General features: G+C 56.5%; 17 protein-coding genes. 8 read left to right on the forward strand and 9 right to left on the reverse strand.

Translation table 11 applies throughout. The annotated features are described in order from the left end of the window. Positions 1-59: 59 nt before the first annotated feature. Together lptG and lptF are read right to left on the reverse strand one after the other, a co-directional pair. On the reverse strand, positions 60-1,136 hold the full coding sequence (gene lptG, locus C1N58_RS15345; protein ID WP_054634584.1) for an LPS export ABC transporter permease LptG: 1,077 nt from the start codon (positions 1,134-1,136) through the stop codon (positions 60-62). After that, positions 1,136-2,236 (reverse strand): LPS export ABC transporter permease LptF, encoded by a 1,101-nt coding sequence (gene lptF, locus C1N58_RS15350; RefSeq protein ID WP_033739230.1) that lies wholly within the window; start codon positions 2,234-2,236, stop codon positions 1,136-1,138. Before lptF ends, lptG begins: the two co-directional genes overlap by 1 nt. Before the next feature lie 268 nt (positions 2,237-2,504). Here lptF and pepA point away from each other — a divergent pair, with 268 nt between their 5' ends. The 4 genes from pepA to C1N58_RS15370 all read left to right on the forward strand — a co-directional run bounded on the left by pepA (position 2,505) and on the right by C1N58_RS15370 (position 7,984). Next, entirely contained in the window at positions 2,505-4,016 is a 1,512-nt protein-coding gene (gene pepA / locus C1N58_RS15355) for a leucyl aminopeptidase (protein ID WP_033739229.1), read from the forward strand. Between the two features lie 69 nt (positions 4,017-4,085). Further along, a complete protein-coding gene (locus C1N58_RS15360; RefSeq protein ID WP_033739228.1) occupies positions 4,086-4,544 on the forward strand; it encodes a DNA polymerase III subunit chi in 459 nt (152 codons plus the stop codon). Positions 4,545-4,549: 5 nt separating this feature from the next. Further along, positions 4,550-7,405: a valine--tRNA ligase gene (locus C1N58_RS15365; RefSeq protein WP_394564311.1), complete on the forward strand. Its 2,856-nt coding sequence runs from the start codon at positions 4,550-4,552 to the stop codon at positions 7,403-7,405. An 81-nt stretch (positions 7,406-7,486) separates the two neighbouring features. After that, positions 7,487-7,984 (forward strand): GNAT family N-acetyltransferase, encoded by a 498-nt coding sequence (locus C1N58_RS15370; protein WP_050504827.1) that lies wholly within the window; start codon positions 7,487-7,489, stop codon positions 7,982-7,984. Between the two features lie 5 nt (positions 7,985-7,989). Here C1N58_RS15370 and C1N58_RS15375 read toward each other — a convergent pair whose 3' ends face one another. Together C1N58_RS15375 and rraB are read right to left on the reverse strand one after the other, a co-directional pair. After that, entirely contained in the window at positions 7,990-8,751 is a 762-nt protein-coding gene (locus C1N58_RS15375) for a tRNA isopentenyl-2-thiomethyl-A-37 hydroxylase MiaE (RefSeq protein ID WP_394564312.1), read from the reverse strand. Positions 8,752-8,808: 57 nt separating this feature from the next. Further along, complete coding sequence (gene rraB, locus C1N58_RS15380; protein WP_006121795.1) at positions 8,809-9,231, reverse strand: ribonuclease E inhibitor RraB; 423 nt, start codon at positions 9,229-9,231, stop codon at positions 8,809-8,811. A gap of 163 nt (positions 9,232-9,394) precedes the next feature. Between rraB and argF the strand changes: the two genes are divergently transcribed. The 4 genes from argF to ridA all read left to right on the forward strand — a co-directional run bounded on the left by argF (position 9,395) and on the right by ridA (position 12,524). After that, on the forward strand, positions 9,395-10,402 hold the full coding sequence (gene argF, locus C1N58_RS15385; RefSeq protein WP_006121794.1) for an ornithine carbamoyltransferase: 1,008 nt from the start codon (positions 9,395-9,397) through the stop codon (positions 10,400-10,402). Positions 10,403-10,644: 242 nt separating this feature from the next. Beyond that, a complete protein-coding gene (pyrB, locus tag C1N58_RS15390; protein WP_006121792.1) occupies positions 10,645-11,580 on the forward strand; it encodes an aspartate carbamoyltransferase in 936 nt (311 codons plus the stop codon). A 10-nt stretch (positions 11,581-11,590) separates the two neighbouring features. After that, positions 11,591-12,055 (forward strand): aspartate carbamoyltransferase regulatory subunit, encoded by a 465-nt coding sequence (gene pyrI / locus C1N58_RS15395; RefSeq protein ID WP_054688225.1) that lies wholly within the window; start codon positions 11,591-11,593, stop codon positions 12,053-12,055. Between the two features lie 82 nt (positions 12,056-12,137). After that, positions 12,138-12,524 carry a 2-iminobutanoate/2-iminopropanoate deaminase gene (gene ridA, locus C1N58_RS15400; protein ID WP_006121790.1) on the forward strand — a complete coding sequence of 129 codons (387 nt, stop codon included), beginning with the start codon at positions 12,138-12,140 and terminating at the stop codon, positions 12,522-12,524. 98 nt (positions 12,525-12,622) lie between these two features. Here ridA and C1N58_RS15405 read toward each other — a convergent pair whose 3' ends face one another. The 5 genes from C1N58_RS15405 to C1N58_RS15425 all read right to left on the reverse strand — a co-directional run bounded on the left by C1N58_RS15405 (position 12,623) and on the right by C1N58_RS15425 (position 22,542). Next, a complete protein-coding gene (locus C1N58_RS15405) occupies positions 12,623-14,272 on the reverse strand; it encodes a methyl-accepting chemotaxis protein (RefSeq protein WP_054688226.1) in 1,650 nt (549 codons plus the stop codon). Positions 14,273-14,579: 307 nt separating this feature from the next. Beyond that, positions 14,580-15,773 carry a lysophospholipid transporter LplT gene (gene lplT / locus C1N58_RS15410; protein ID WP_054688227.1) on the reverse strand — a complete coding sequence of 398 codons (1,194 nt, stop codon included), beginning with the start codon at positions 15,771-15,773 and terminating at the stop codon, positions 14,580-14,582. Then, complete coding sequence (gene aas, locus C1N58_RS15415; protein ID WP_110267940.1) at positions 15,770-17,920, reverse strand: bifunctional acyl-ACP--phospholipid O-acyltransferase/long-chain-fatty-acid--ACP ligase; 2,151 nt, start codon at positions 17,918-17,920, stop codon at positions 15,770-15,772. Before aas ends, lplT begins: the two co-directional genes overlap by 4 nt. Before the next feature lie 334 nt (positions 17,921-18,254). Continuing rightward, positions 18,255-19,994 (reverse strand): penicillin-binding transpeptidase domain-containing protein, encoded by a 1,740-nt coding sequence (locus C1N58_RS15420; RefSeq protein ID WP_054688229.1) that lies wholly within the window; start codon positions 19,992-19,994, stop codon positions 18,255-18,257. A 274-nt stretch (positions 19,995-20,268) separates the two neighbouring features. Continuing rightward, positions 20,269-22,542 carry a molybdopterin guanine dinucleotide-containing S/N-oxide reductase gene (locus tag C1N58_RS15425; protein WP_039339105.1) on the reverse strand — a complete coding sequence of 758 codons (2,274 nt, stop codon included), beginning with the start codon at positions 22,540-22,542 and terminating at the stop codon, positions 20,269-20,271. Positions 22,543-22,648 lie beyond the last annotated feature (106 nt).

Below are 22,648 nucleotides of genomic sequence, written 5' to 3' on the forward strand. Positions count from 1 at the left end.
TGCGTAGTAGCTGCAAACAAAAAGGCCGCCCGAAAGGCGGCCTTTTTCACGGCAGGCGATTAGCGCCGTTTTACCAGCATAAACAGACTGATGGCAAAGAAGACGAAACTTGGCAGTATCGCGCCGAAAATCGGCGGCAGGCCGTAAACCAGGCTGAGCGGGCCGAAAATCTGGTCCAGCACATAGAACAGAAAGCCGAAGCTGATGCCGGTCACCACGCGAACGCCCATTGAAACGCTGCGCAGGGGGCCGAAGATAAACGACAGCGCCATCAGCATCATCACCGCAACCGACAGCGGCTGGAAGATCTTGCTCCACATGTTCAGGCGGTAACGACCGGATTCCTGGCCGCTCTGCTTCAGGTATTTACTGTAATCGTAAAGGCCGGTAATCGAGAGCGCATCCGGATCCAGCGCCACCACGCCCAGCTTGTCAGGCGTCAGATTTGTTTTCCATTCGCCGCCCAGGCTTTGTGAGCCGGTAATTTGTTTGGGATCGGTGAGGTTCGATTCATCCACCTGCGACAGCACCCACAGCTTTTTGTCTTTATCCCACTTGGCCGAGGCCGCGTAGCGGACATTCTCTAAGCGGCGCGCGTCGTTGAAGCTATAAATACTGACGCCATCGATCTCATCGTCGCCTTTAATGCGCTCAATGTAGATAAAGCTGTTGCCGTCTTTTGCCCACAGGCCGTTTTGTGTTGAAACCAGCGCGCCGCCGTAGAGCTGCTGCGCGCGGAAATTACGCGCCATCTGCTCGCCCTGCGGGGCAACGAACTCGCCGATAGCCATGGTCAACAGGACCAGCGGAATCGCCGTTTTCATCACCGACAGCGCCACCTGCATGCGGGTAAAACCCGCCGCCTGCATCACGACCAGCTCACTGCGCTGCGCCAGCGTTCCCAGTCCCAGCAATGCGCCTAACAGGGCGGCCATCGGGAAGAAGATTTCGATATCTTTTGGCACGCTCAGCAAGGTGTAGTAGCCCGCATCCAGCGCGCTGTATGCACCCTGCCCGGTCTTACGCAACTGATCGACGAACTTGATGATGCCGGACAGCGAGACCAGCATAAACAGCGTGAGCAGAATGGTATTAAAGATGGTTTTACCAATGTAGCGATCAAGAACGCGAAACATCAGATCGATCCTCCGCGTGAAAAGCGCGCGCGAATCCGGCGCGCAGGCACCGTATCCCACAGGTTGAGCACAATCGCTAACGCCAGGTAGCTGAGGTTAACCACCCACATCCAGATGGCCGGATCCAGGCGGCCTTTGGCTCCACTTGAACGCAAAGAACTCTGCAGCAGGAAGAAAATCAGGTACAGCAGCATGGCGGGCAGCATGGACAGTACGCGCCCCTGACGTGGATTGACCACGCTGAGTGGTACCACCATCAGGGCCATCACCAGCACAGAGAACACCAGCGTCAGACGCCAGTGAAACTCGGCCTTAAATTCCGGCGTGTTGTTGGCGTAGAGCGTGCTCAGGGGAGCCTGATCCACATCGTTAGGATCCAGCGTCGCCTGCTTATAGCCTATATAGGCCTGGTAGTTGGTGAAATCCGTAATGCGGAAATCACGTAACAACGCTGTGCCCTCAAAGCGAGTACCTTTGTCCAGGGTGACGATCTGCGAACCGTCTTTTTCCTGTTGCATATGGCCGCTGTCGGCCAGTACGACGGACGGGCGGGCATTGCCTTTTGGCCGTAGCTGCGCCAGGAAGACATGGCCGAAATGGTTGCCTTTTACGTCTTCCACGAACAGCACATTATTGCCGTCGCTGGAGGTCTGAAACTGCCCGGCCGCCATGGCCGCTGCGCCGGGGTTGGCCTTGGCGTTTTGCGTAACCTGATCCTGATAACGTGACGACCAGGGGCCGAGCCAGATGACGTTAATCGCGGCCACAATCGACGTGAACAGCATCAGAATCATCGCCGCTTTGACCAGCACCGCTTTGCTCAGCCCGCAAGCGTGCATCACGGTGATTTCACTTTCCGTATACAGCCTTCCCAGCGTCATTAAAATCGCCAGAAACAGGCTAAGGGGCAGAATAAGTTGCGCCATTTCAGGCACACCGAGTCCTAACAGCGTCAGAACAAGGTTTGTCGGCACTTCGCCATCCACCGCAGCCCCTAAAATCCTGACCAACTTCTGGCAGAAGAAGATCAACAACAGGATAAACAGGATAGCCAGCTGGCTTTTGAGCGTTTCCCGAACCAGATATCTAATAATGATCACGCTTAATACGCCTGTGAAAACTTGTCTTTTTGCAGGAAAATCGCTAATTTCAACGCTTATTAGCCATTTTTCTTCATAAATGGCCGAAGCCAGCGCTAAAAATGTATACGAATTGCATGTGGGTGGTGAAAAAACAACACGTTGTCACCCTGATTCATTACGACCGTCGACAGCATGCTAGCATGTTGCACCGATTAATAAATGAGTCATGAATGCGCTACATTCTAGCGGCAGCTACGGCTGTTGTCTTTAAGATTCAGGAGAGTGCATGGAGTTCAGTGTAAAAAGCGGTAGTCCGGAAAAACAGCGCAGTGCATGCATTGTAGTTGGTGTTTTCGAACCGCGCCGTCTGTCACCGATTGCCGAGCAGCTGGATAAAATCAGCGATGGCTATATCAGCGCCCTGCTGCGCCGCGGTGAGCTGGAAGGTAAAGTGGGTCAGACGCTGCTGCTGCATCATGTGCCGAATATCCTGTCAGAACGTATTTTGCTGATTGGCTGCGGCAAAGAACGCGAGCTGGATGAGCGTCAGTACAAGCAGGTGATTCAGAAAACCATTAACACGCTGAATGACACCGGCTCGATGGAAGCCGTGTGCTTCCTGACCGAACTGCACGTCAAAGGGCGCAACACCTACTGGAAAGTGCGTCAGGCTGTCGAAACCTCTAAAGAGGCGCTGTATAACTTCGACCAGTTGAAGAGCAACAAAGCCGAACCGCGCCGTCCTTTGCGCAAGCTGGTGTTTAACGTGCCGACCCGCCGTGAGTTAACCAGCGGAGAACGGGCGATTCAGCACGGCCTGGCCGTTGCGGCGGGCGTGAAAGCGGCCAAAGATCTGGGCAACATGCCGCCAAATATCTGTAATCCGGCTTACCTGGCTTCTCAGGCGCGTCAGCTGGCGGATGCCTACAGTAAACACATCTCAACCCGCGTGATTGGCGAGCAGCAGATGAAAGAGCTGGGCATGAACGCCTATCTTGCCGTCGGGGCCGGTTCGCACAATGAATCCCTGATGTCGGTGATTGAGTACAAAGGCAACCCGGATACCGATGCACGCCCCATCGTGCTGGTCGGTAAAGGGCTGACCTTCGACTCCGGCGGTATTTCTATTAAGCCTGCGGACAGCATGGATGAAATGAAGTACGACATGTGCGGTGCGGCATCCGTTTATGGCGTGATGCGCATGGTCGCCGAGCTGAACCTGCCGCTGAACGTCGTGGGCGTACTGGTCGGCTGTGAAAACATGCCGGACGGCAAATCCATGCGCCCGGGCGATGTGCTGACCACCATGTCTGGCCAGACCGTTGAAGTGCTGAATACCGATGCCGAAGGTCGCCTGGTGCTGTGCGATGCCCTGACCTACGTCGAGCGTTTTGATCCGGAAGTGGTCATCGACGTGGCGACGCTGACCGGCGCCTGCGTGATCGCGCTGGGCCATCACGTCAGCGGCCTGCTGTCGAACCACAACCCGCTGGCCCATGAGCTAATCAGCGCGTCAGAACAGTCGGGCGACCGCGCCTGGCGCCTGCCGATGGCCGATGAGTACCAGGAACAGCTGGAATCCAATTTTGCCGATATGGCCAACATCGGTGGCCGTCCGGGCGGCGCGATTACCGCCGCTTGCTTCCTGGCGCGTTTTGCGCGCAAATATAACTGGGCGCACCTGGACATCGCCGGCACCGCGTGGCGCTCCGGCAAGGCCAAAGGGGCCACCGGCCGTCCGGTGCCGATGCTGTCACAGTTCCTGCTGAACCGTGCAGGTCTGAACGGCGACGACTAAACGCCCGGGCAACCGAACCAACCGGGGTGGACGCCATGTCGCCCCGCTTTTCTTTTAGCAGGCAATTCGATGAAAAACGCAACCTTCTACGTGCTGGAAACCGATGCATCCCGCGACGGCTTAACCGCTGTGGAAGCGCTGGTGTGCGATCTGGCGGAAACACGCTGGCGGGCCGGTAAGCGAGTGCTCATCGCCTGTGAAGATGAGCAGCAAGCCATTCGGCTGGATGAGGCGCTCTGGCAGCGCCCTGCCAATGCCTTTGTGCCACATAACCTGGCTGGCGAAGGCCCGCGCTACGGCGCACCGGTCGAGCTGGCCTGGCCTCAGCGTCGGGGCAATTCACCGCGCGACCTGCTGATCAGCCTGCTGCCGCAGTTTGCAGATTTTGCTACTGCTTTCCATGAAGTGATAGACTTCGTTCCTTATGAAGAATCGCTCAAACAGTTAGCGCGCGATCGCTATAAAGCCTATCGCAGCGTTGGCTTCCAATTGAATACGGCAACGCCACCACAGCCGCAAACGACATAGCAGAAATGGATAAGACATATAACCCGCAAGATATCGAGCAGCCGCTTTACGAGCACTGGGAAAAGCAGGGCTACTTCAAACCGAATGGCGACACCAGCCAGGAAAGCTTTTGCATCATGATCCCGCCGCCGAACGTCACCGGTAGCTTGCACATGGGTCACGCCTTCCAGCAAACCATCATGGATACCATGATTCGCTACCAGCGCATGCAGGGCAAAAATACCCTGTGGCAGGCCGGTACCGACCATGCGGGCATCGCCACGCAGATGGTGGTTGAGCGTAAGATCGCCGCAGAAGAAGGCAAAACCCGTCAGGATTACGGTCGTGATGCCTTTATCGACAAAATCTGGCAGTGGAAAGCCGAATCCGGAGGCACCATTACCCGCCAGATGCGCCGCCTGGGCAACTCTGTGGACTGGGAGCGTGAACGCTTCACCATGGATGAAGGCCTGTCCAATGCTGTAAAAGAAGTGTTTGTGCGCCTGTACAAAGAGAACCTGATTTACCGCGGCAAGCGCCTGGTGAACTGGGATCCGAAACTGCGCACCGCGATTTCTGACCTGGAAGTGGAAAACCGTGAGAGCAAAGGCTCCATGTGGCACATCCGCTATCCGCTGGCCAACGGCGCCAAAACCGCCGACGGGAAAGATTATCTGGTTGTCGCCACCACGCGTCCGGAAACGCTGCTGGGCGATACCGGCGTGGCCGTGAACCCGGAAGATCCGCGTTATAAAGATCTGATCGGCAAGTTTGTCATGCTGCCGCTGGTTGATCGCCTGATCCCGATCGTGGGTGACGAGCACGCGGATATGGAAAAAGGCACCGGCTGCGTGAAAATCACCCCAGCGCACGACTTCAACGACTATGAAGTGGGCCGTCGTCATAAGCTGCCGATGATCAACATCCTGACCTTTGACGGGGATATCCGTGAAAGCGCGCAGGTTTACGATACCAACGGCGAAGCCAGCACCGTCTACAGTGACGCGATCCCGGCTGCGTTCCAGAAGATGGAACGGTTTGCGGCGCGTAAAGCCATCGTGGCCGCGGTGGACGAACTGGGCCTGCTGGAAGAGATCAAACCACACGATCTGACCGTTCCTTACGGCGACCGCGGCGGTGTGGTCATCGAGCCGATGCTGACCGACCAGTGGTACGTCCGCACGGCACCGCTGGCAAAAGTGGCCGTTGAAGCCGTTGAGAACGGCGATATTCAGTTTGTACCAAAACAGTACGAGAACATGTACTTCTCCTGGATGCGTGACATTCAGGACTGGTGTATTTCCCGTCAGCTGTGGTGGGGTCACCGCATTCCGGCCTGGTACGATAACGACGGCAACGTATACGTAGGTCGCACCGAAGACGAAGTGCGTAGCGAAAACAACCTGGCCGCCGATGTGGCGCTGCGCCAGGACGATGACGTACTGGATACCTGGTTCTCTTCAGGTCTGTGGACGTTCTCAACGCTGGGCTGGCCGGAAAACACCGAGGCCCTGCGGACCTTCCACCCGACCAGCGTGCTGGTCAGTGGCTTTGACATTATCTTCTTCTGGATTGCCCGCATGATCATGCTGACCATGCACTTCATCAAAGATGAAAACGGCAAACCGCAGGTGCCGTTTAAAACCGTCTATATGACCGGTTTGATCCGCGACGAAGAAGGCCAGAAGATGTCCAAATCCAAGGGCAACGTGATTGACCCGCTGGATATGGTTGACGGCATTTCGCTGGAAGATCTGCTGGAAAAACGCACCGGTAACATGATGCAGCCGCAGTTGGCCGAGAAAATCCGTAAGCGCACCGAGAAACAGTTCCCGAACGGTATTGAGCCATCCGGTACCGATGCGCTGCGCTTTACGCTGGCCGCGCTGGCATCAACCGGTCGTGATATCAACTGGGACATGAAGCGCCTGGAAGGTTATCGCAACTTCTGTAATAAGCTGTGGAACGCCAGCCGCTTTGTGCTGATGAACACCGAAGATCAGGATTGTGGTCAGAATGGTGGCGAGATGACGCTGTCGCTGGCCGATCGCTGGATTCTGACCGAGTTCAACCATACGGTGAAAGCTTACCGTGAAGCCCTGGACAGCTATCGCTTCGATATCGCCGCCAACATTCTGTATGACTTCACCTGGAACCAGTTCTGTGACTGGTACCTGGAGCTGACCAAACCGGTGATGAACAGCGGCAGCGAAGCAGAACTGCGCGGTACGCGCCATACGCTGGTTCATGTACTGGAAGCGCTGCTGCGCCTGGCGCACCCGATCATTCCGTTCATCACGGAAACCATCTGGCAGCGCGTGAAAGGCCTGAAAAATATCAGCGATGACACCATCATGCTGCAGCCGTTCCCGCAGTTTGATGCGGCGAAAGAAGATGCCGACGCCAAAGCCGACATTGAGTGGATGAAGCAGGCGATCGTCGCGGTGCGTAACATCCGTGCGGAGATGAACATCGCGCCGAGCAAGCTGCTGGATGTGCTGCTGCGTGACTGCTCGCCGGCGGCCCAGCGCCGCGTTGAGGCCAACCGTAACTTCCTGTCGCGCCTGGCGCGTCTGGAAAGCCTGACCATTCTGCCTGCGGGCGAGAAAGGGCCGGTTTCGGTGACCAAAATTGTCGAAGGCGCCGAGCTCCTGATCCCGATGGCGGATCTGGTGGATAAGGCCGCCGAGCTGGAACGTCTGGCGAAAGAGCTGGTGAAACTCGATGTTGAAATCGAGAAGATTCAGACCAAGCTGGCCAACGAAGGCTTTGTGTCCCGTGCCCCGGAAGCGGTCGTCGCCAAAGAGCGTGAACGCGTTGCCGACATGGAACAGTCCAAAGCAAAACTGATTGAACAGCAGGCGGTGATTGCGGCATTGTAATGCGTCGTAGTCCGATAGCTTGAACCTGAAGCCGGGCTTTGCCCGGCTTTTTTATTGCGCTGACTTTGTACCGGAATCCTGATGAGAACCACTGCCGATATTCAGCTGCGGCCCATTACTGCCGCCGACAATCTCCATATCGCCCGGGTCATCCGCGACGTCTCTGCGGAATTTGGCCTGACGGCGGATAAAGGCTACACCGTTGCCGATCCTAATCTGGATCAGCTGTTTGAGCTGTACAGCGCTGAACACAGCGCTTACTGGGTGGTGGAACATCAGGGGAAGGTGATGGGCGGCGGCGGCATTGCCCCGCTCGCCTGCAGCGCGCCGGATATCTGTGAACTGCAAAAGATGTATTTCCTGCCCGCTATCCGCGGCTTCGGCGTGGCGCGCGAACTGGCGCTGTTAGCCATGGATCATGCGCGCCAGCGGGGCTTTCGCCGTTGCTATCTGGAAACCACCGGCAGCCTGACGCGCGCCATTAAGCTTTATGAATCGCTGGGCTTTGCGCGCATCGACCATGCGCTGGGCTGCACCGGCCATGGCGACTGCGAGTTCAGGATGCTGAAAACGCTGTAACGCCGTCAAAAAGCCGGGACGCCGCTGTGAAAGCGCAGCTCCGTGTCCGGCTCACTAATCAGCCTGGCCTCCGCTTCACCAATCGCCCGTACGCGCGCCGTAATGTCTTTGGGTGATATCTGTGCCGCCAGCTCCAGGTAATCCTGGTAATGGCGGGCTTCAGAACGCAGCAGCGAGATATAAAACTTCTCGAGTTCACTGTCCAGGAAAGGCGCCAGGCTGGCAAACCGTTCGCAGGAGCGCGCTTCGATATAGGCACCGCAAATCAGCTTATCCACCAGCGTATCGGGTTCGTGCGTGGTCACTTCGCGCAGCAGCCCTTTGGCGTAACGACTTGAGGTGATTTTCTCGTACACCAGACCACGCGACTGCATAATTTCCCACACCTGATAAAAGTGATGCAGCTCTTCTTTAATCAGCAGCACCATTTTCTCTACCAGATCGTCCGCCCACGGTAGCGCATTACGTACGATGATCGTTTTAGTCAGATTTTTATGGGCGTTGATAAAATCGCTGTCGCCGTCTTCGCGAAAGATAAAATTCTCGTAAGGCCGCAGCCACGCCAGAATCCGGTCTCCACTTGGCTTGTCGGCGACATATTTGCGAATCAGCCAGACGGCGGTCTGTGCGGCTTTCAGTTCACACACCAGGTGGTCGGTCAGGAGCAGCGTGAGGTTTTCAGGTTTGCGCGCTTCATCAATCCAGGCCTGCGGCGTGCGGCAGTGTAAAAATTGCTGTATCGGTTCAAGTAAGGGTGCGTAATTCATGAATGTCAGACAGGGCCGGAAAACAGAAAAGGCGGAGCAGACTCCGCCCTCGTCAGATTAGTGGCGAATGCCGTTATCGTCTTCGTCGATGACATCGCCATCGTCTTCATCGTCATCCTGGGCATTCGGATCTTCAAAGTAGGTGCCCCAGCCATCGTAGTCGACGTTATATTTTGCCACCAGATTCACCAACTGCTCTACCTGCGCGTCGATCAGCTCCGCTTTCAACGCGCCTTCGCTGAGAATATCCACGCACATGACGGTGGTGCCGTCTTCCAGCTCCAGCTCTTCCGGCTCGGTGACTTCATAGCCCAGCTTAAACGCGTCCACCGCCGCTTTTTCCAGCGAGTCAAAGTTGTTACAGGAGAGATGGTGCTCAATGGTATAGAGCGCATCGGGATCGCTGCCATCCTCTAACAGTTCTTCGATGATCAGCCGCGTCTCTTCACGCTGCTCTTCCAACAATGCTTCAAATGCCATGGCGATATCCTCTCTGAGTTCGGCAATAAGTCATTATTTTCCCATACTGCCTGTCGCGCCACTACACAAAACAGAAAAGATTATTCTCGCCAGGGTTGAAAATGCATATTCATACGGTTAAATTGAATTTTAATTCATTACGAAACCCGTACCGGAGTGCTGTATGAGTCAGTTGTATCACCGTCATTTTCTCAGGCTGCTGGATTTTACCCCGGCCGAGATCGATTACCTGCTTGCCCTGTCTGCCGAATTAAAACACGCCAAAAAAACCGCCAGCGAAACCCAATACCTGAAAGGCAAAAACATCGCGCTCATCTTCGAAAAAGACTCGACCCGTACCCGATGCTCTTTCGAAGTTGCCGCCTACGATCAGGGAGCTAACGTCACGTATCTTGGCCCGAGCGGCAGCCAGATCGGCCATAAAGAGTCGATGAAAGACACCGCGCGCGTGCTGGGTCGCATGTATGATGGCATTCAGTATCGGGGTTACGGTCAGGCACTGGTGGAAACGCTGGCCGAGCACGCGGGCGTGCCGGTCTGGAACGGCCTGACCACCGAGTTTCACCCTACCCAGTTGCTGGCTGACCTGCTGACCATGCAGGAGCATCTGCCCGCTACACCGCTGAATAAGATGACGCTGGTATACGTTGGCGATGCCCGCAATAACATGGGCAACAGCATGCTGGAAGCCGCCGCGCTGGTCGGGCTGGATCTGCGCATGGTTGCGCCGCAAAGCTGCTGGCCGGAAGCCGGGCTGGTCGCAGAATGCCGTCAGGTCGCCGAAAAGACCGGCGGTAAAATCACCCTGACGGCGGATATTGCCGAGGGCGTAAAAGGTGCCGATTTTATCTATACCGACGTCTGGGTTTCCATGGGCGAAGCCAAAGCGGTGTGGGAAGAACGGATTGCCCTGCTGCGCGACTATCAGGTGAACCGCGCGATGCTGGCGCTGACCGGCAATCCGGCGGTGAAATTCCTGCACTGCTTACCGGCTTTCCATGACGATCAGACCACGCTGGGCCGCCAGATGGCAGAACAGTATGGCCTTAAAGACGGCATGGAAGTCAGCAATGAGGTCTTTGAGTCGGCACACAGCATCGTGTTTGACCAGGCTGAAAACCGGATGCACACCATCAAAGCGGTAATGGTCGCCACGCTGGGACAGCGCTAATCATACAGACGCAAACGGTTACCTGTTACGCGATTTTTCCTTGATGCCAACCCGCGATGGCGTATAATGCGCCACAATTTGCCGGAGGAAACATGCAACAGCATCGTGGACAATGTGACGCGCTATCTCGCCTGACCGCAGGCGGCACCGCTGTTTCTTTCCGTCATCGAACCGATCTCAAAAAAGCCCCTTTCTAAGGGGCTTTTTTTTGTCCGCAATCCGGCCGCGCAGAGGAGAGAGCTATGGCTAACCCGCTATATCGCAAGCACATCATTTCAATTAACGATCTCAGCCGCGACGAGCTGGAGCTGGTGCTGCATACCGCCGCCCGGCTCAAAGCCAACCCTCAGCCGGAACTGCTGAAACACAACGTGATCGCCAGTTGCTTCTTTGAAGCCTCCACCCGCACCCGGCTGTCGTTTGAAACCGCCATTCATCGCCTGGGTGCCTCCGCCGTCGGCTTTGCCGATGGCAGTAACACCTCGCTGGGCAAGAAGGGGGAAACCCTGGCGGATACCATTTCCGTCATCAGCACCTATGTGGACGCGATTGTGATGCGTCATCCGCAGGAAGGGGCAGCCCGGCTGGCCACGGAGTTCTCCAACGGCATTCCCATTCTGAACGCGGGCGACGGCGCGAATCAGCACCCAACACAAACGCTGCTGGACCTGTTTACTCTCCACGAAACCCAGGGTCGTCTCAGCAATCTGAACGTGGCCATGGTGGGCGATCTCAAATATGGCCGTACCGTTCACTCGCTGACCCAGGCGCTGGCCAAGTTCGACGGCAACCGCTTCTTCTTTATCGCGCCGGATGCGCTGGCAATGCCTGCCTATATCACCGATATGCTGGACGAGCAGAATATTGCCTGGTCGCGCCATGACAGCTTTGAAGAGGTGATGCCTGAGCTGGATATTCTCTATATGACCCGCGTGCAAAAAGAGCGGCTCGATCCCTCAGAATATGCCAACGTCAAAGCCCAGTTTATTTTACGGGCAGCCGATCTGGCCGGAGCCCGCGATAACATGAAAGTGCTGCATCCGCTGCCCCGTATTGATGAAATTACCCCTGACGTGGACACCACGCCGTACGCCTGGTATTTCCAGCAGGCAGGTAACGGTATTTATGCGCGCCAGGCCCTGCTGGCGCTGGTACTGAACAGCGACATCGCCCTGTAAGGAGTGAACAATGAGCCACGATAACAAACTGCAGGTCGAAGCCATCAAAAACGGCACGGTTATCGATCATATCCCGGCGCAGGTGGGCTTTAAGCTCCTGTCGCTGTTTCGCCTGACCGAAACTGACCAGCGCATCACTATTGGTCTGAACCTGCCGTCAGGTGAAATGGGCCGTAAGGACCTGATCAAGATCGAAAACACCTACCTGACCGACGATCAGATCAATCAGCTGGCGTTCTATGCGCCGCATGCGACGGTCAACCGCATCGACGACTATGAAGTGGTGGCCAAGATCGCCCCGACGCTGCCGGATTACATCGATCGGGTGCTTACCTGCCCGAACAGCAACTGCATCAGCCGCAGCGAGCCGGTGTTCTCCAGCTTCGCCGTTAAGCACCGCGCCGATGAGGTGCACCTGAAGTGCAAATACTGTGAGAAAGAGTTCGCCCGCCATGTCGTGCTGGGCCACTTTTAATCGTCCCGGGCGCGCCTATAATGGAACGCGTTCTGTTGCGGGCGGCATCGTTGCTGCCCCGGCCTTACTTTAAGGAGAAATGATGTCTCGTGAAATCAGTACGGAAAAAGCCCCTGCGGCCATTGGCCCTTACGTACAGGGCGTTGATCTCGGCAACATGATCATCACCTCGGGCCAGATTCCCGTGAACCCGGCCACCGGTGAGGTCGCCGATGATGTGTCTGCGCAGGCACGTCAGTCGCTGGAAAACGTGAAGGCAATCGTGGAAGCGGCGGGACTGACGGTAGGCGATATCGTTAAAACCACCGTGTTCGTGAAAGATCTGAATGACTTTGCGACCGTAAACGCCACCTACGAAGCGTTCTTTACTGAGCACAAGGCAAACTTCCCGGCGCGCTCGTGCGTGGAAGTCGCCCGTCTGCCAAAAGATGTGAAGATTGAAATCGAAGCGATTGCACTGCGTCGCTGATAAAACGCGTGCGCACCGGGTGCGCACGCGGCTTTCGGTCTGCCATCAAGCCAGGAATTTGCCCTGCTTACCGCCGACCGTTCACGGTGTGATCAACCTTAAAAGCTTTGCCAGTTATCCTGTCCGCCTGTCGCCAGAGCCATTACGGGTTTGGGCGCAACAACGGCTGTGGGTTGACGCTGAGGCGTCACATCAGCCGCCTGCTGGCCCGCGAGCGTAAACCTGCGCACCAGCGCAGCCAGGCCGTCGGCCTGCTCCTGTAGTGAGAGCGATGCGGCCGAGGCTTCTTCCACCAGGGCCGCATTCTGCTGGGTCACATCGTCCATCTGATTGACCGCCTGATGCACCTGCGCGATCCCCTGGCTCTGCTCTGTGGCCGCAGCGGCGATTTCGTTAACCAGATCGGTAACCTGACTGACCGCACCGCGCATCGTCTCCATATTTTGATTCACGTTATCCGCCTGCGACGTTCCCGATTCAATCAACGCATTTGACGACTGAATCAGCGTTTTGATTTCACGGGCGGCGGTGGTGGAACGCTGCGACAAATTGCGCACTTCCCCTGCCACGACCGCAAAGCCGCGCCCGTGTTCGCCGGCTCGCGCCGCTTCAACCGCCGCGTTCAGCGCCAGAATATTGGTCTGAAACGCAATGCCTTCAATCAGGGTGATAATGTCGCCCACCTTGCCCGCGCTGTCACGGATCGACGTCATGGTATCCAGCATGGTAGTGAGTGCCGCAGAGCTGGTTTCGGAGAGGTTACGCGTATTTTCGGCCAGATTGCTCGCCTGGCGCGTGTTGTCGGCGGTCTGTCTGACGGTTTCGCTGATTTGCGTCATGCTGGCAGCCGTTTGCTCCAGCGAGGCAGCCTGCTCTTCTGTACGGGCAGACAAATCCTCATTCCCTGCCGCAATCTGTGCCGACGCACTGCTGACGGACTGCGAGGCACTGCTGACCGCATACATTGCGGACGAAATACTTTCCATAAGACGATTATAAGAACGCGCCATGACACCGACTTCATCACGGCGGCTGTCATCGGCCTTCAGGGAAAGATCAAGCGTATTGCTGGCGCGTTCCATCAGCCCACCCATGGCATTCAGGCTGCGGCGGACGCGCATGATGGTCAGTATCGTCAGCATCCCCAGGCCAGTAATCGCCAGGGCAATACCGGCGGCCATGCCCCATTTGGTCAGCCGATAAATATGTTGGTTTTGCAGGCGTAACGCTTCACCCATTTTGCTGTTAAATTCAAACTGATCGCGGTAACTGTTTTTTAGCTGGGTGATGGCGCCGCCAATGCCTTCATCATCACTTAACAGCGCCAGGCTGCGTTCATTCTGATGTGCCCGGGAAGCCGTGAGAAATGCCGGAAGATTTTGTTTAACGGCATCGATTAGCCGGAATGACTTTTCTGTCATCACCCGATCGTCGTCGTTGGTAATATCGTTATCGAAATAATATTTCGTCAGTGTCGAAATGTCCTCAATGCGTTTTTGAATAACCGCTTCGAGACTGGCCAGCTTGCCGCTCTCATCCTCTGTCTGATGACGATATAACGCCACAGAGAGGCGATTACTTTCATCCACCAGCCGGTTTAATACCTTGAGCGAATCAATCGTGTTTACCTGCACATATTCAAATCTCGCCTGAAAACCGGCGAGAAGTGAAAGTGTTACGATCCCCAGAATAATTAATGAACCTGCTAAAAGCGAAAAAGCCAGAGAAAGTCTTTGCGTCATATTCATTAAACCGAGCTCCTTTCTTTCCTCCGAGCCTATTCCCGAAGGAAGCCAGAAATTAATCGGCAATAATAAATAAAAATTTATTTCAATTTTTTTAAACCTGAATTCGATTTCAAGTTTAAATTAATTATTCATTGCAAAAACTTATCGAAATTAAATAAACGACCGGATAAAAACAATAACAAAATAAACTATATTTTTTTGAATAGTAAATTTCTGGTGATACATCAAAAAAAGGCGTAATACCCTCGGGGCCAGCATAAAGGAGAAAAGCGGAACCGCGGGGACAGCGCGCCCCGCGGTTGTTGCATCAGGCGCGGGAAGACGGACGCCACAGCCACAGGAGGGTAATCGCCAGCGCGAACAAGGCGCCAAAGCCAATGCCGGTCGCCACGGCGGGCGCACCGGCGCGAATGGCCAGCGTATACAGCCCCAACATGATGAGCATGGCGGTGTTTTCAATCAGGTTCTGCACTGCAATCGCATTGCCCGCGCCGACGCTCTGTTGACCGCGTTCCTGAAGCAGCGCGTTGAGGGGTACAACAAAGAAACCGCCCAGTACGCCGATGATCATCAGCAGCAGGTAAGCATTCAGCAGGGTATGTTGCAGGGCGAAAATCACCACCATCACGCCGATCAGAACGCCCGCGGGCATACAGCGGCGCACGGTTTCCAGCGTCACCAGCTTTGCCGCCAGTGCCGCGCCCACCACAATTCCTACCGCGACCATAGCATTCAGCATGGTCGGCGTTTTGTTATCGCTGATGCCCAGCGCCACGGGTACCCACAGCACCAGCAGAAAACGCAGCGTTACACCTGCGCCCCAAAACAGACTGGTACCGAGCAGAGAAAATCGGGTTTCGGCATTGTTCCATAGCAGGCGCGTCGCGCAGAGAAAACGGCCCAGCATGGCCGCCACATTCCAGCTCTGCCCCGGACGCGCGGCGCGCAGTCTGGGAATAAACAGGTTCGCCACCACCGCCACCGCATAGGTCAGAGCACAGGCGGCCAGTGCGGCAACCAGATTCCAGTCCGACAGGATGCCGCCCGCCACCGAGCCCAGCAGAATAGCCGCAATGGTGGAGGCTTCCATCAGCCCGTTGGCTTTAACCAGCTTTTCGCCATGCGCAATTTCAACCAGAATGCCGTACTTCGCCGGGGAGTACGCGGCAGCCCCGATTCCCACCAGGGTGTAACCCAGGAAAGGATTAAAACCGAAGCAGATCACCATCGCACCGAGCAACTTCAGGCTGTTGGCAAACATCATGGCCCGGCCTTTGGCGATGCTGTCTGCCATCTGGCCGACAAAGGGCGCAAGCAGAATATAAGTGGCAACAAACAGCATCTGCAGTACCGGCTGGCTCCAGACGGGATAGAACTGGTTTTTCAGCAACGCCAGCGTGGCAAACAGCAGGGCGTTATCGCCGAACGCGGAGAAAAACTGCGCCACGATTACCGCTATCATGCCGCGCGACAGTAAAGGCGCATCACGTTCTGGGATCATGCCTGGTCCTCTTCCGCCATTTTCTTCAGGGTGACATAGTCAGGTTTGCCACTGCCCAGCAGCGGCAGCTGTTTGACCACACGGATATCGCGCGGTACGGCCAGATCCGCGGCACCCAGCGACCGGGCCGCCTTTTGCAGATCCTCACGCGCTAAGGCGCTGTCGGTAGTAAACAGCACTAATGCTTCACCCCGATTACCGTCGGGCCGCAGCGAGGCCGCGTGCTGTTTCTCCGGCGACGCGCTCAGGGCGATCTGCTCGACCACTTCCAGCGAGACCATTTCCCCGGCAATTTTGGCAAAGCGCTTCGCCCGGCCCTGGATCTGGCAGAAACCGCCGTCATCAAAGCTGACGATATCGCCGGTATCGTACCAGCCCGCTTCCATCTGCCCTTCCCCGTTGTCCGCAGCCGGGGTTTCCAGTACGCCGGGATTCTCCACCCGCAGGTAGCCTTTCATAATATTTGGACCACGCAGTTGCAGCCGCCCGCCCTGTTCAATGCCCGGCACGGACATCAGGCGCGAATCCATTCCCGGCAGAATACGACCTACCGTGTGCGCTTTGGCGGCCATGGGCACGTTGATGGCGACAACAGGCGCGCATTCGGTGACGCCATAGCCTTCCAGAATCCGGATGCCGTATTTTTCCATGTACAGCTGGCGCGTGTTCTCCTGCAGTTTTTCTGCCCCCGCGACCACATAGCGCAGACGGGCAAAGTCATAAGGTTGCGCAAAACGGGCGTAATTCCCCAGGAAGGTTGAAGTGCCAAACAGCACGGTACAGTTGCGGTCGTACACCAACTCAGGCACCACGCGGTAGTGCAGCGGACTGGGATACAGAAAGACCTGCGCCCCGGTCATCAGCGGCGTAAACAGCCCCACAGTCAAGCCGAAGGCATGGAACAGCGGCAACGCTGACATAAAGCGATCGCGTGGCGTAAAGTCGGCCACCGTGCGAATCTGCTCAACGTTCGCCAGCAGGCTTTTATGAGAATGCACCACGCCTTTCGGATGCCCTTCGGAGCCAGAGGTAAACAGCACCATCGCGGCATCTTCCGGCTGTTGCGTCACCTGCGCCTGACGCGGCGCCAGCAAATGCGCCAGTATCCAGAGCTTATCCTGCAACGTGACGGTATCTTTCAGATCTTCCAGATAGATCCACCGCACCTCGGTCAGCGCCTGCGGCAGATGCCACAGGTTGCCTTTATCCAGGAACTGCCGCGACGTGAACACGGTCTTTACCTGTGACGCAGTCAGCGCCGCACGCAGGCCCGTTACGCCCGCAGAGTAGTTCAGCATGGCGGGCACACGCCCACGTAATGATGCGCCCAGGATCGCCGCCGCCGTGACCGTGGCGTTGGGCAGCAGCAACCCGACGTAATCGCCAGGCTGGCTGTACCGTTCCAGAATGCGTCCAACGCCCAGCGCTTTTTTCAGCAAGCCGGTATAGCTGTCGGGTTTGAAATTCACGTCTTCGATGCATCGCTTAAACGCGCCATAGCGCTGACGGGCACTCAGGAAAGCCTCATACAGGGTTTCCCTGGGTCGCACCGCCATGCGTGCTTCCATCATAATATGATGCAGGTGCTCACCGGCCAGCACGCGACGGTCGCGGGCGCGCTTCGCCTCGGGCATCGGAATATGGGTGCCGGGTAAAATGCTCAGGGTAATACGGGGAAACAGGCGACGCTTGAAAACGCCCGCCAGACGACCGAACGGCGTAAATTCTGCCCCTTCAATGCGCATCGGCACCACGGTCGCGCCAGATTTTGCTGCAACAAAGCCCGCGCCGCTGTAAATCTTCATCAGCGATCCGGTCACGGTAATGCGGCCTTCGGGGAAAATAACCACCGGGCGGCCGCTGTCGATGAGCCGCACCAGCTGCTTCAGCGCCATCGGCTTCATAGGATCGAGCGGCACAAAATCCGCATAGGGTTTTATCAGGCGTAAAAACCAGTGTTCGCTAATAGACGAGTAGATTGCAAATACTGGCTTAACGGGCAGAAACAGCGCCAGTAGCGCGCCATCCAGGAATGAGGTGTGATTGGGCGTAATCAACACTTTCTGCTTGCGCAGCTCAGCGGTATCGCCCCGCAGTTCAACCCGCCACAGCAGGCGAAAAAGCAGACGGAAAAAAGTGAATAACATGCCGGCTCCTTAGCATGGTGAAAACAGCCACTCACGATGCAGGATTTAGCGGTAATCGACAACTGATTATTGGCGGATGCGCCGGAGAAAGCTGACGCAGATCATGACAAGACCAGGCCAGATTTCAGGCAAAAAAAACCCACGCATCTGCGTGGGTCGGTGTAATAACGACTGGCCTTGCCGGAGCAGTGCCCGTTTTCACACCCATCAATACCTCTGGGATTTCTATCCTCTCACCCTTTAGTCGGTCAGAGACAGGTGAAAAAAGAAAATGAATTCGCCGAAATGAAACGAGGTGTAAAAACATCCACACCTCGCTTACAGTTTGATTTGATTAGGATTTATCTGAACCGTTATCCACAGGCTTACTGTAGATAGCATCGGGGGCGATATTCATGTGCTTCAGCACCGGCCCCATGATGTTGCCGAATACCGGCGCGGCCACGGAGCCACCAAAGTGATCGCCAGCGGTCGGGTGGTTAATCATGACGACCAGCGCCACTTCAGGATGGCTGGCGGGAGCAATACCAGCGGTGTAGTTCACATAGCCGCCGTCATATTTACCGCTGTTGCCCATTTTCTCCGCTGTCCCGGTTTTGGTAGCCAGACGATAGCCGGGTACCGCCGCCTTCACCCCGGTCCCGCCCGGTAAGACGTCACTTTCCAGCATGTGCACCACTTCTTTCACCGTTTCAGGATTGGCCACCTGCTTGCCCAGCACGGGTGGCGTGACCTTGGTGATCGACAGCGGACGATAAACCCCATAGGAACCCAGCGTGGCATATTCCCGGGCAATCTGAAGCGGTGTCACGCGTAAACCATAGCCGAAGGAGAAGGTCGCGCGTTCGATATCGGCCCAGCGCGTGCGGTGCAGCGGGAAGTAGCCGACGCTTTCGCCGGTTAAGCCCAGTCCGGTGGGTTTACCGAGGCCAAAGGCATAGTAGGTGTTCACCAGGGCTTCCGCAGGCATTGCCAGGGCAATATGCGAGACGCCGATATCGCTCGATTTTTGCAGGATGCCGGTCATCGTCAGACGCGGCCAGTGCCCGACGTCACGGATCAGGTGGCCGTTCACGCGATAAGGCGTGGTATCCAGTACAGAATCCGGTCGCACCAGGTGGCGCTCCAGCCCTTCCATCACTACCAGCGGTTTCACTGTCGAACCCGGTTCATAACTGTCGTTGATGGCGGTATTGCGCATCTGTGCCGGTGTGGCACCCTGGTAGTTGTTGGGGTTGAACGACGGATAAGAGGCCATTGCCAGAATCTCGCCGGTATCAATTTTGACCAGCACCGCCGCACCGGAGTCGGCCTTGTTGAGCAGCACGCCGTCACGCAGTTTGCTGTACAGCGTGTACTGGCTGAATTTATCAATGCTGAGCTGTACCGTCGGCGGCTGCGTCGGCGGCTGATAGCTAATCATCGAAATGATATTGCCGGCCGCATCCTGGCGATACACTTCTTTGCCCGGCTGACCCTGCAGCACTTTATCGAAGCCTTTTTCCAGGCCATTCAGTCCGGTATTGTCAGCACCGACGATGCCGATAAGCGGTGCCGAGGCTTCACTCATCGGATAGAAGCGGCTGTCGTCATAGACCTCACTGATGCCCTTCAGCTTGAGATCTTTGATGTCTTTGGCGATCCCCAGCTCCACTTTACGTCCCAGATAGAGAAAACGACGTTTAGGATTGGCGGTGATCTGTGACGCGACCTCTTCGGGCCGCATGCCCAGCGCCGCCGCCAGATAGGCCCATTTGGCGCTGGTAAAGTCGGGGTTACTTTCCAGTACGCGCTGCGGATCGGCGATCACGTCACGAGAGGGCACGCTGAGTGCCAGTGCCTCACCATTGCGATCCAGTAAGGTGCCCCGGCTGGTGGGCAGTGTCACGGTACGCAGGGAGCGCTGATCCGCCTCATGCTCCAGCATCGGCTGATTCAGGAACTGCAAATCGGCAACGCGCGCCAGCAAAACGACCATGCAGGCAAATACGCCCAGACAAATCAGGCGAAAACGAAACGGGTTAAACGGGGCTTTTATCTGGTCTTTACCCAGTAATTTTTTTATCCGGGGCATAGCAATCCGCTGCGCTTAAAAAAAAGAGGTCAATCCAGCAGTTATAATCAAAGCGCGGGTGAAAACACAGGAAAACTGTGTATCAGTTCGTTATTGATCGTTTTCCTCGGGGCAAAAAAAACCTGCGTATCTACGCAGGTTGGTGTAATCAAAAAAATCAGTTGATGTTCACCCATCAATACCTCTGGGATCCTGACTGTAGCAAGCGGCGATCCCGTTCTGCCACGACAGAAACGCAACAGTTACCTGCAAAATGTAACCAGCCGTGTGATCCTTACGTATTTGTGCAAACGACATGTTTTTTGATGTCCACGAGGCAACTCATGGCGTTCGGTCCCTGGGTCAGTGACGAGGTGCCGATATCCAGCGTTAAGACATTGGGATTGCCCGCCCGATCAAACGGCTGCCAGGCGTTGCCAAAGCCGGGATCAAACCAGGCACCGGTAGAGATGATCACCACGCCCTGCTTCAGGCCGTCGGTTAAACGCACCCCAGCCAGAATCCTGCCGCGCGCATTGCTGACTTCAATCTCGTCACCATCGACAATGCCGCGCGCGTTCGCATCCTCAGGATGCATGTACAGCGTTTCATGGCCGGCGGTTTTATTGCCCTGCACGGTGGCGGTGGCATCCAGCTGACTGTGCAAGCGATCCGAGGGCTGAATGGAGATCATATGCAGTGGATAGTCCTGACTTGCCGGCGCTCCCAGCCATTCCCTCGGCTCACGCCATTCCGGGTGACCGGCCATATCCTCCAGCTGATAATCCGCAATCGTCTGGCAGAACAGCTCAATTTTGCCGCTGGCGGTCTGGATCGGATGCGCGAGGGGATCGGCGCGGAAGTCCGCCATAAAGACGTAGGGTTTACCGCCTTCGGGGATTTCAACGAAGCCGCGCTGCCAGAATGCCTCAAATTCGGGGAAAGCAATGCCGCGACGACCATGGGCGACGGCGCATTGTTGGTAAAGATGCGCGATCCACTGCATCTCGTTGCGCCCTTCCGTGAAGGTATCCCGATAGCCCAGTCGCTCGGCCAGATCCGCAAAGATATCAAAGTCGTTACGTGCCTGATGCTGGGGTTTAATCGCCTGATGCATCGCCAGCACAAAGCGATCGCGTGACGAGCCCCCGATATCATTGCGCTCCAGCGTGGTGGTTGCCGGCAGTACGATATCGGCCATCTGTGCAGCCGGTGTCCAGACGATATCCTGCACCACGACGGTATCCGGCTTTTGCCAGCCTTCCACCAGCCGGTTCAACTGCTGATGATGGTGGAACGGGTTGCCGCCCGCCCAGTGCACCATGTGAATGTCCGGGTAGTGCAGGGTTTCGCCCTGGAAGCTATAAGGCTGGCCGGGGTTAAGCAACATGTCACTGATGCGCGCCACGGGAATAGAGAGGCCCGACGGATTGGGTCCGGTACTCATCATTGGCGCGGGCCCTTCCTGGCGCGGATTGCCCACGCTGTTCATGGAGCCGTGACCAAATGAGAAGCCCGCGCCCGGCAGGCCTGGCTGTCCGAGCATGGAGGACAGCGCGATCATCATCCAGTAGGGCTGTTCGCCGCGATGAGCACGCTGGACAGAGTAGGAGCAGGTGATAAAACTGCGTTTGCCGATCAGCTGCTGCGCCAGTTGCACAATGCGCTCCGCCGGGACCGCGGTGATCCGGCTCGCCCAGCCCGCCGTTTTGGCGATGCCATCGCTTTCGCCCAGCAGATAAGCACGCAGCTGCGGCCAGCCGGTGCAGTGACGGGCAAGGAAATCCTCGTCGGTCGCACCGCGCTGATAAATTTCATAACCGAGGGCCAGCATCAGCGCCACATCGGTATTCGGCCGGATCGGGATCCAGTCCGCGCGAACAAATTCAGGGCAGTCGTCGCGCATGGGGCTGATGTTGATGACGGGCGTGCCTTTCGCGGCCAGCTGTTCCAGCGCCGGTTTCAGGCTGTGCTGACCTGCACCGCCGGAAGCCACCTGGGCATTTTTTAGCGCCAGTCCGCCAAAGGCGACAAAAATCTCGGCGTGTTCCACCACCTGCGGCCAGTCGGTGACGCGCCCGGTGAGCGGCATGTAGGTGCCCATGACATAAGGGAGGAAAAACTGCGCTGCGCCCCAGCTGTAGTTGCCTTGCTGATCGACCCCGCCGCCGCCCTGAAAATAGAAACGCCGTACCAGCGTGCGCGCATGGTTGACGCGCCCTGCCGATGACCAGCCGTAAGAGCCATTAAAAATGCCGGAGGCACCGTAGCGTTCACGAATGCGGCGATTTTCCTCAGCCACCAGATCCAGCGCCGTATCCCAGTCAACGGCGACAAAATCTTCGCGTCCACGCAAGGTGCGATCGCTGTTCTCGCGGGATGTTAACCACGAACGCCGCACCATAGGTTGGCGGATGCGTTTATCCGAGTAGACCAGTTCAGGAATGGTGTTGAGCATGGGCGACGGATCGGCGTCGGCAAAAAAAGGTTCGCAACCGATAAGACGGTCGTTTTCGCTTACCGCGGTAAAGGCGCCCCAGTGCGCCAGATGTGGCACTTTTATTTTCATGGTCATCGCTTCGGCAGGTGTTGGGATAAGCAGCATACCATGGGCTGTGACCGTAGCAGAAGGCATCACCCATCGTCTGATTTTGCCCTGTTTGCGACCGCACTGG

The sequence above is a fragment of the Pantoea sp. SGAir0180 genome (assembly GCF_043546245.1).

What these genes read in the sequence shown, in the direction of transcription:
- C1N58_RS15360 (WP_033739228.1), top strand. Translation starts at nt 4,086, where the DNA reads ATGAAAAACGCAACCTTCTACGTGCTGGAAACCGATGCATCCCGCGAC.
- ridA (WP_006121790.1), top strand. Translation starts at nt 12,138, where the DNA reads ATGTCTCGTGAAATCAGTACGGAAAAAGCCCCTGCGGCCATTGGCCCT.
- lplT (WP_054688227.1), bottom strand. Translation starts at nt 15,773, where the DNA reads ATGATCCCAGAACGTGATGCGCCTTTACTGTCGCGCGGCATGATAGCG.
- pepA (WP_033739229.1), top strand. Translation starts at nt 2,505, where the DNA reads ATGGAGTTCAGTGTAAAAAGCGGTAGTCCGGAAAAACAGCGCAGTGCA.
- C1N58_RS15375 (WP_394564312.1), bottom strand. Translation starts at nt 8,751, where the DNA reads ATGAATTACGCACCCTTACTTGAACCGATACAGCAATTTTTACACTGC.
- pyrB (WP_006121792.1), top strand. Translation starts at nt 10,645, where the DNA reads ATGGCTAACCCGCTATATCGCAAGCACATCATTTCAATTAACGATCTC.
- aas (WP_110267940.1), bottom strand. Translation starts at nt 17,920, where the DNA reads ATGTTATTCACTTTTTTCCGTCTGCTTTTTCGCCTGCTGTGGCGGGTT.
- pyrI (WP_054688225.1), top strand. Translation starts at nt 11,591, where the DNA reads ATGAGCCACGATAACAAACTGCAGGTCGAAGCCATCAAAAACGGCACG.
- C1N58_RS15365 (WP_394564311.1), top strand. Translation starts at nt 4,550, where the DNA reads ATGGATAAGACATATAACCCGCAAGATATCGAGCAGCCGCTTTACGAG.
- argF (WP_006121794.1), top strand. Translation starts at nt 9,395, where the DNA reads ATGAGTCAGTTGTATCACCGTCATTTTCTCAGGCTGCTGGATTTTACC.
- lptG (WP_054634584.1), bottom strand. Translation starts at nt 1,136, where the DNA reads ATGTTTCGCGTTCTTGATCGCTACATTGGTAAAACCATCTTTAATACC.
- rraB (WP_006121795.1), bottom strand. Translation starts at nt 9,231, where the DNA reads ATGGCATTTGAAGCATTGTTGGAAGAGCAGCGTGAAGAGACGCGGCTG.
- C1N58_RS15425 (WP_039339105.1), bottom strand. Translation starts at nt 22,542, where the DNA reads ATGAAAATAAAAGTGCCACATCTGGCGCACTGGGGCGCCTTTACCGCG.
- C1N58_RS15405 (WP_054688226.1), bottom strand. Translation starts at nt 14,272, where the DNA reads ATGAATATGACGCAAAGACTTTCTCTGGCTTTTTCGCTTTTAGCAGGT.
- C1N58_RS15370 (WP_050504827.1), top strand. Translation starts at nt 7,487, where the DNA reads ATGAGAACCACTGCCGATATTCAGCTGCGGCCCATTACTGCCGCCGAC.
- C1N58_RS15420 (WP_054688229.1), bottom strand. Translation starts at nt 19,994, where the DNA reads ATGCCCCGGATAAAAAAATTACTGGGTAAAGACCAGATAAAAGCCCCG.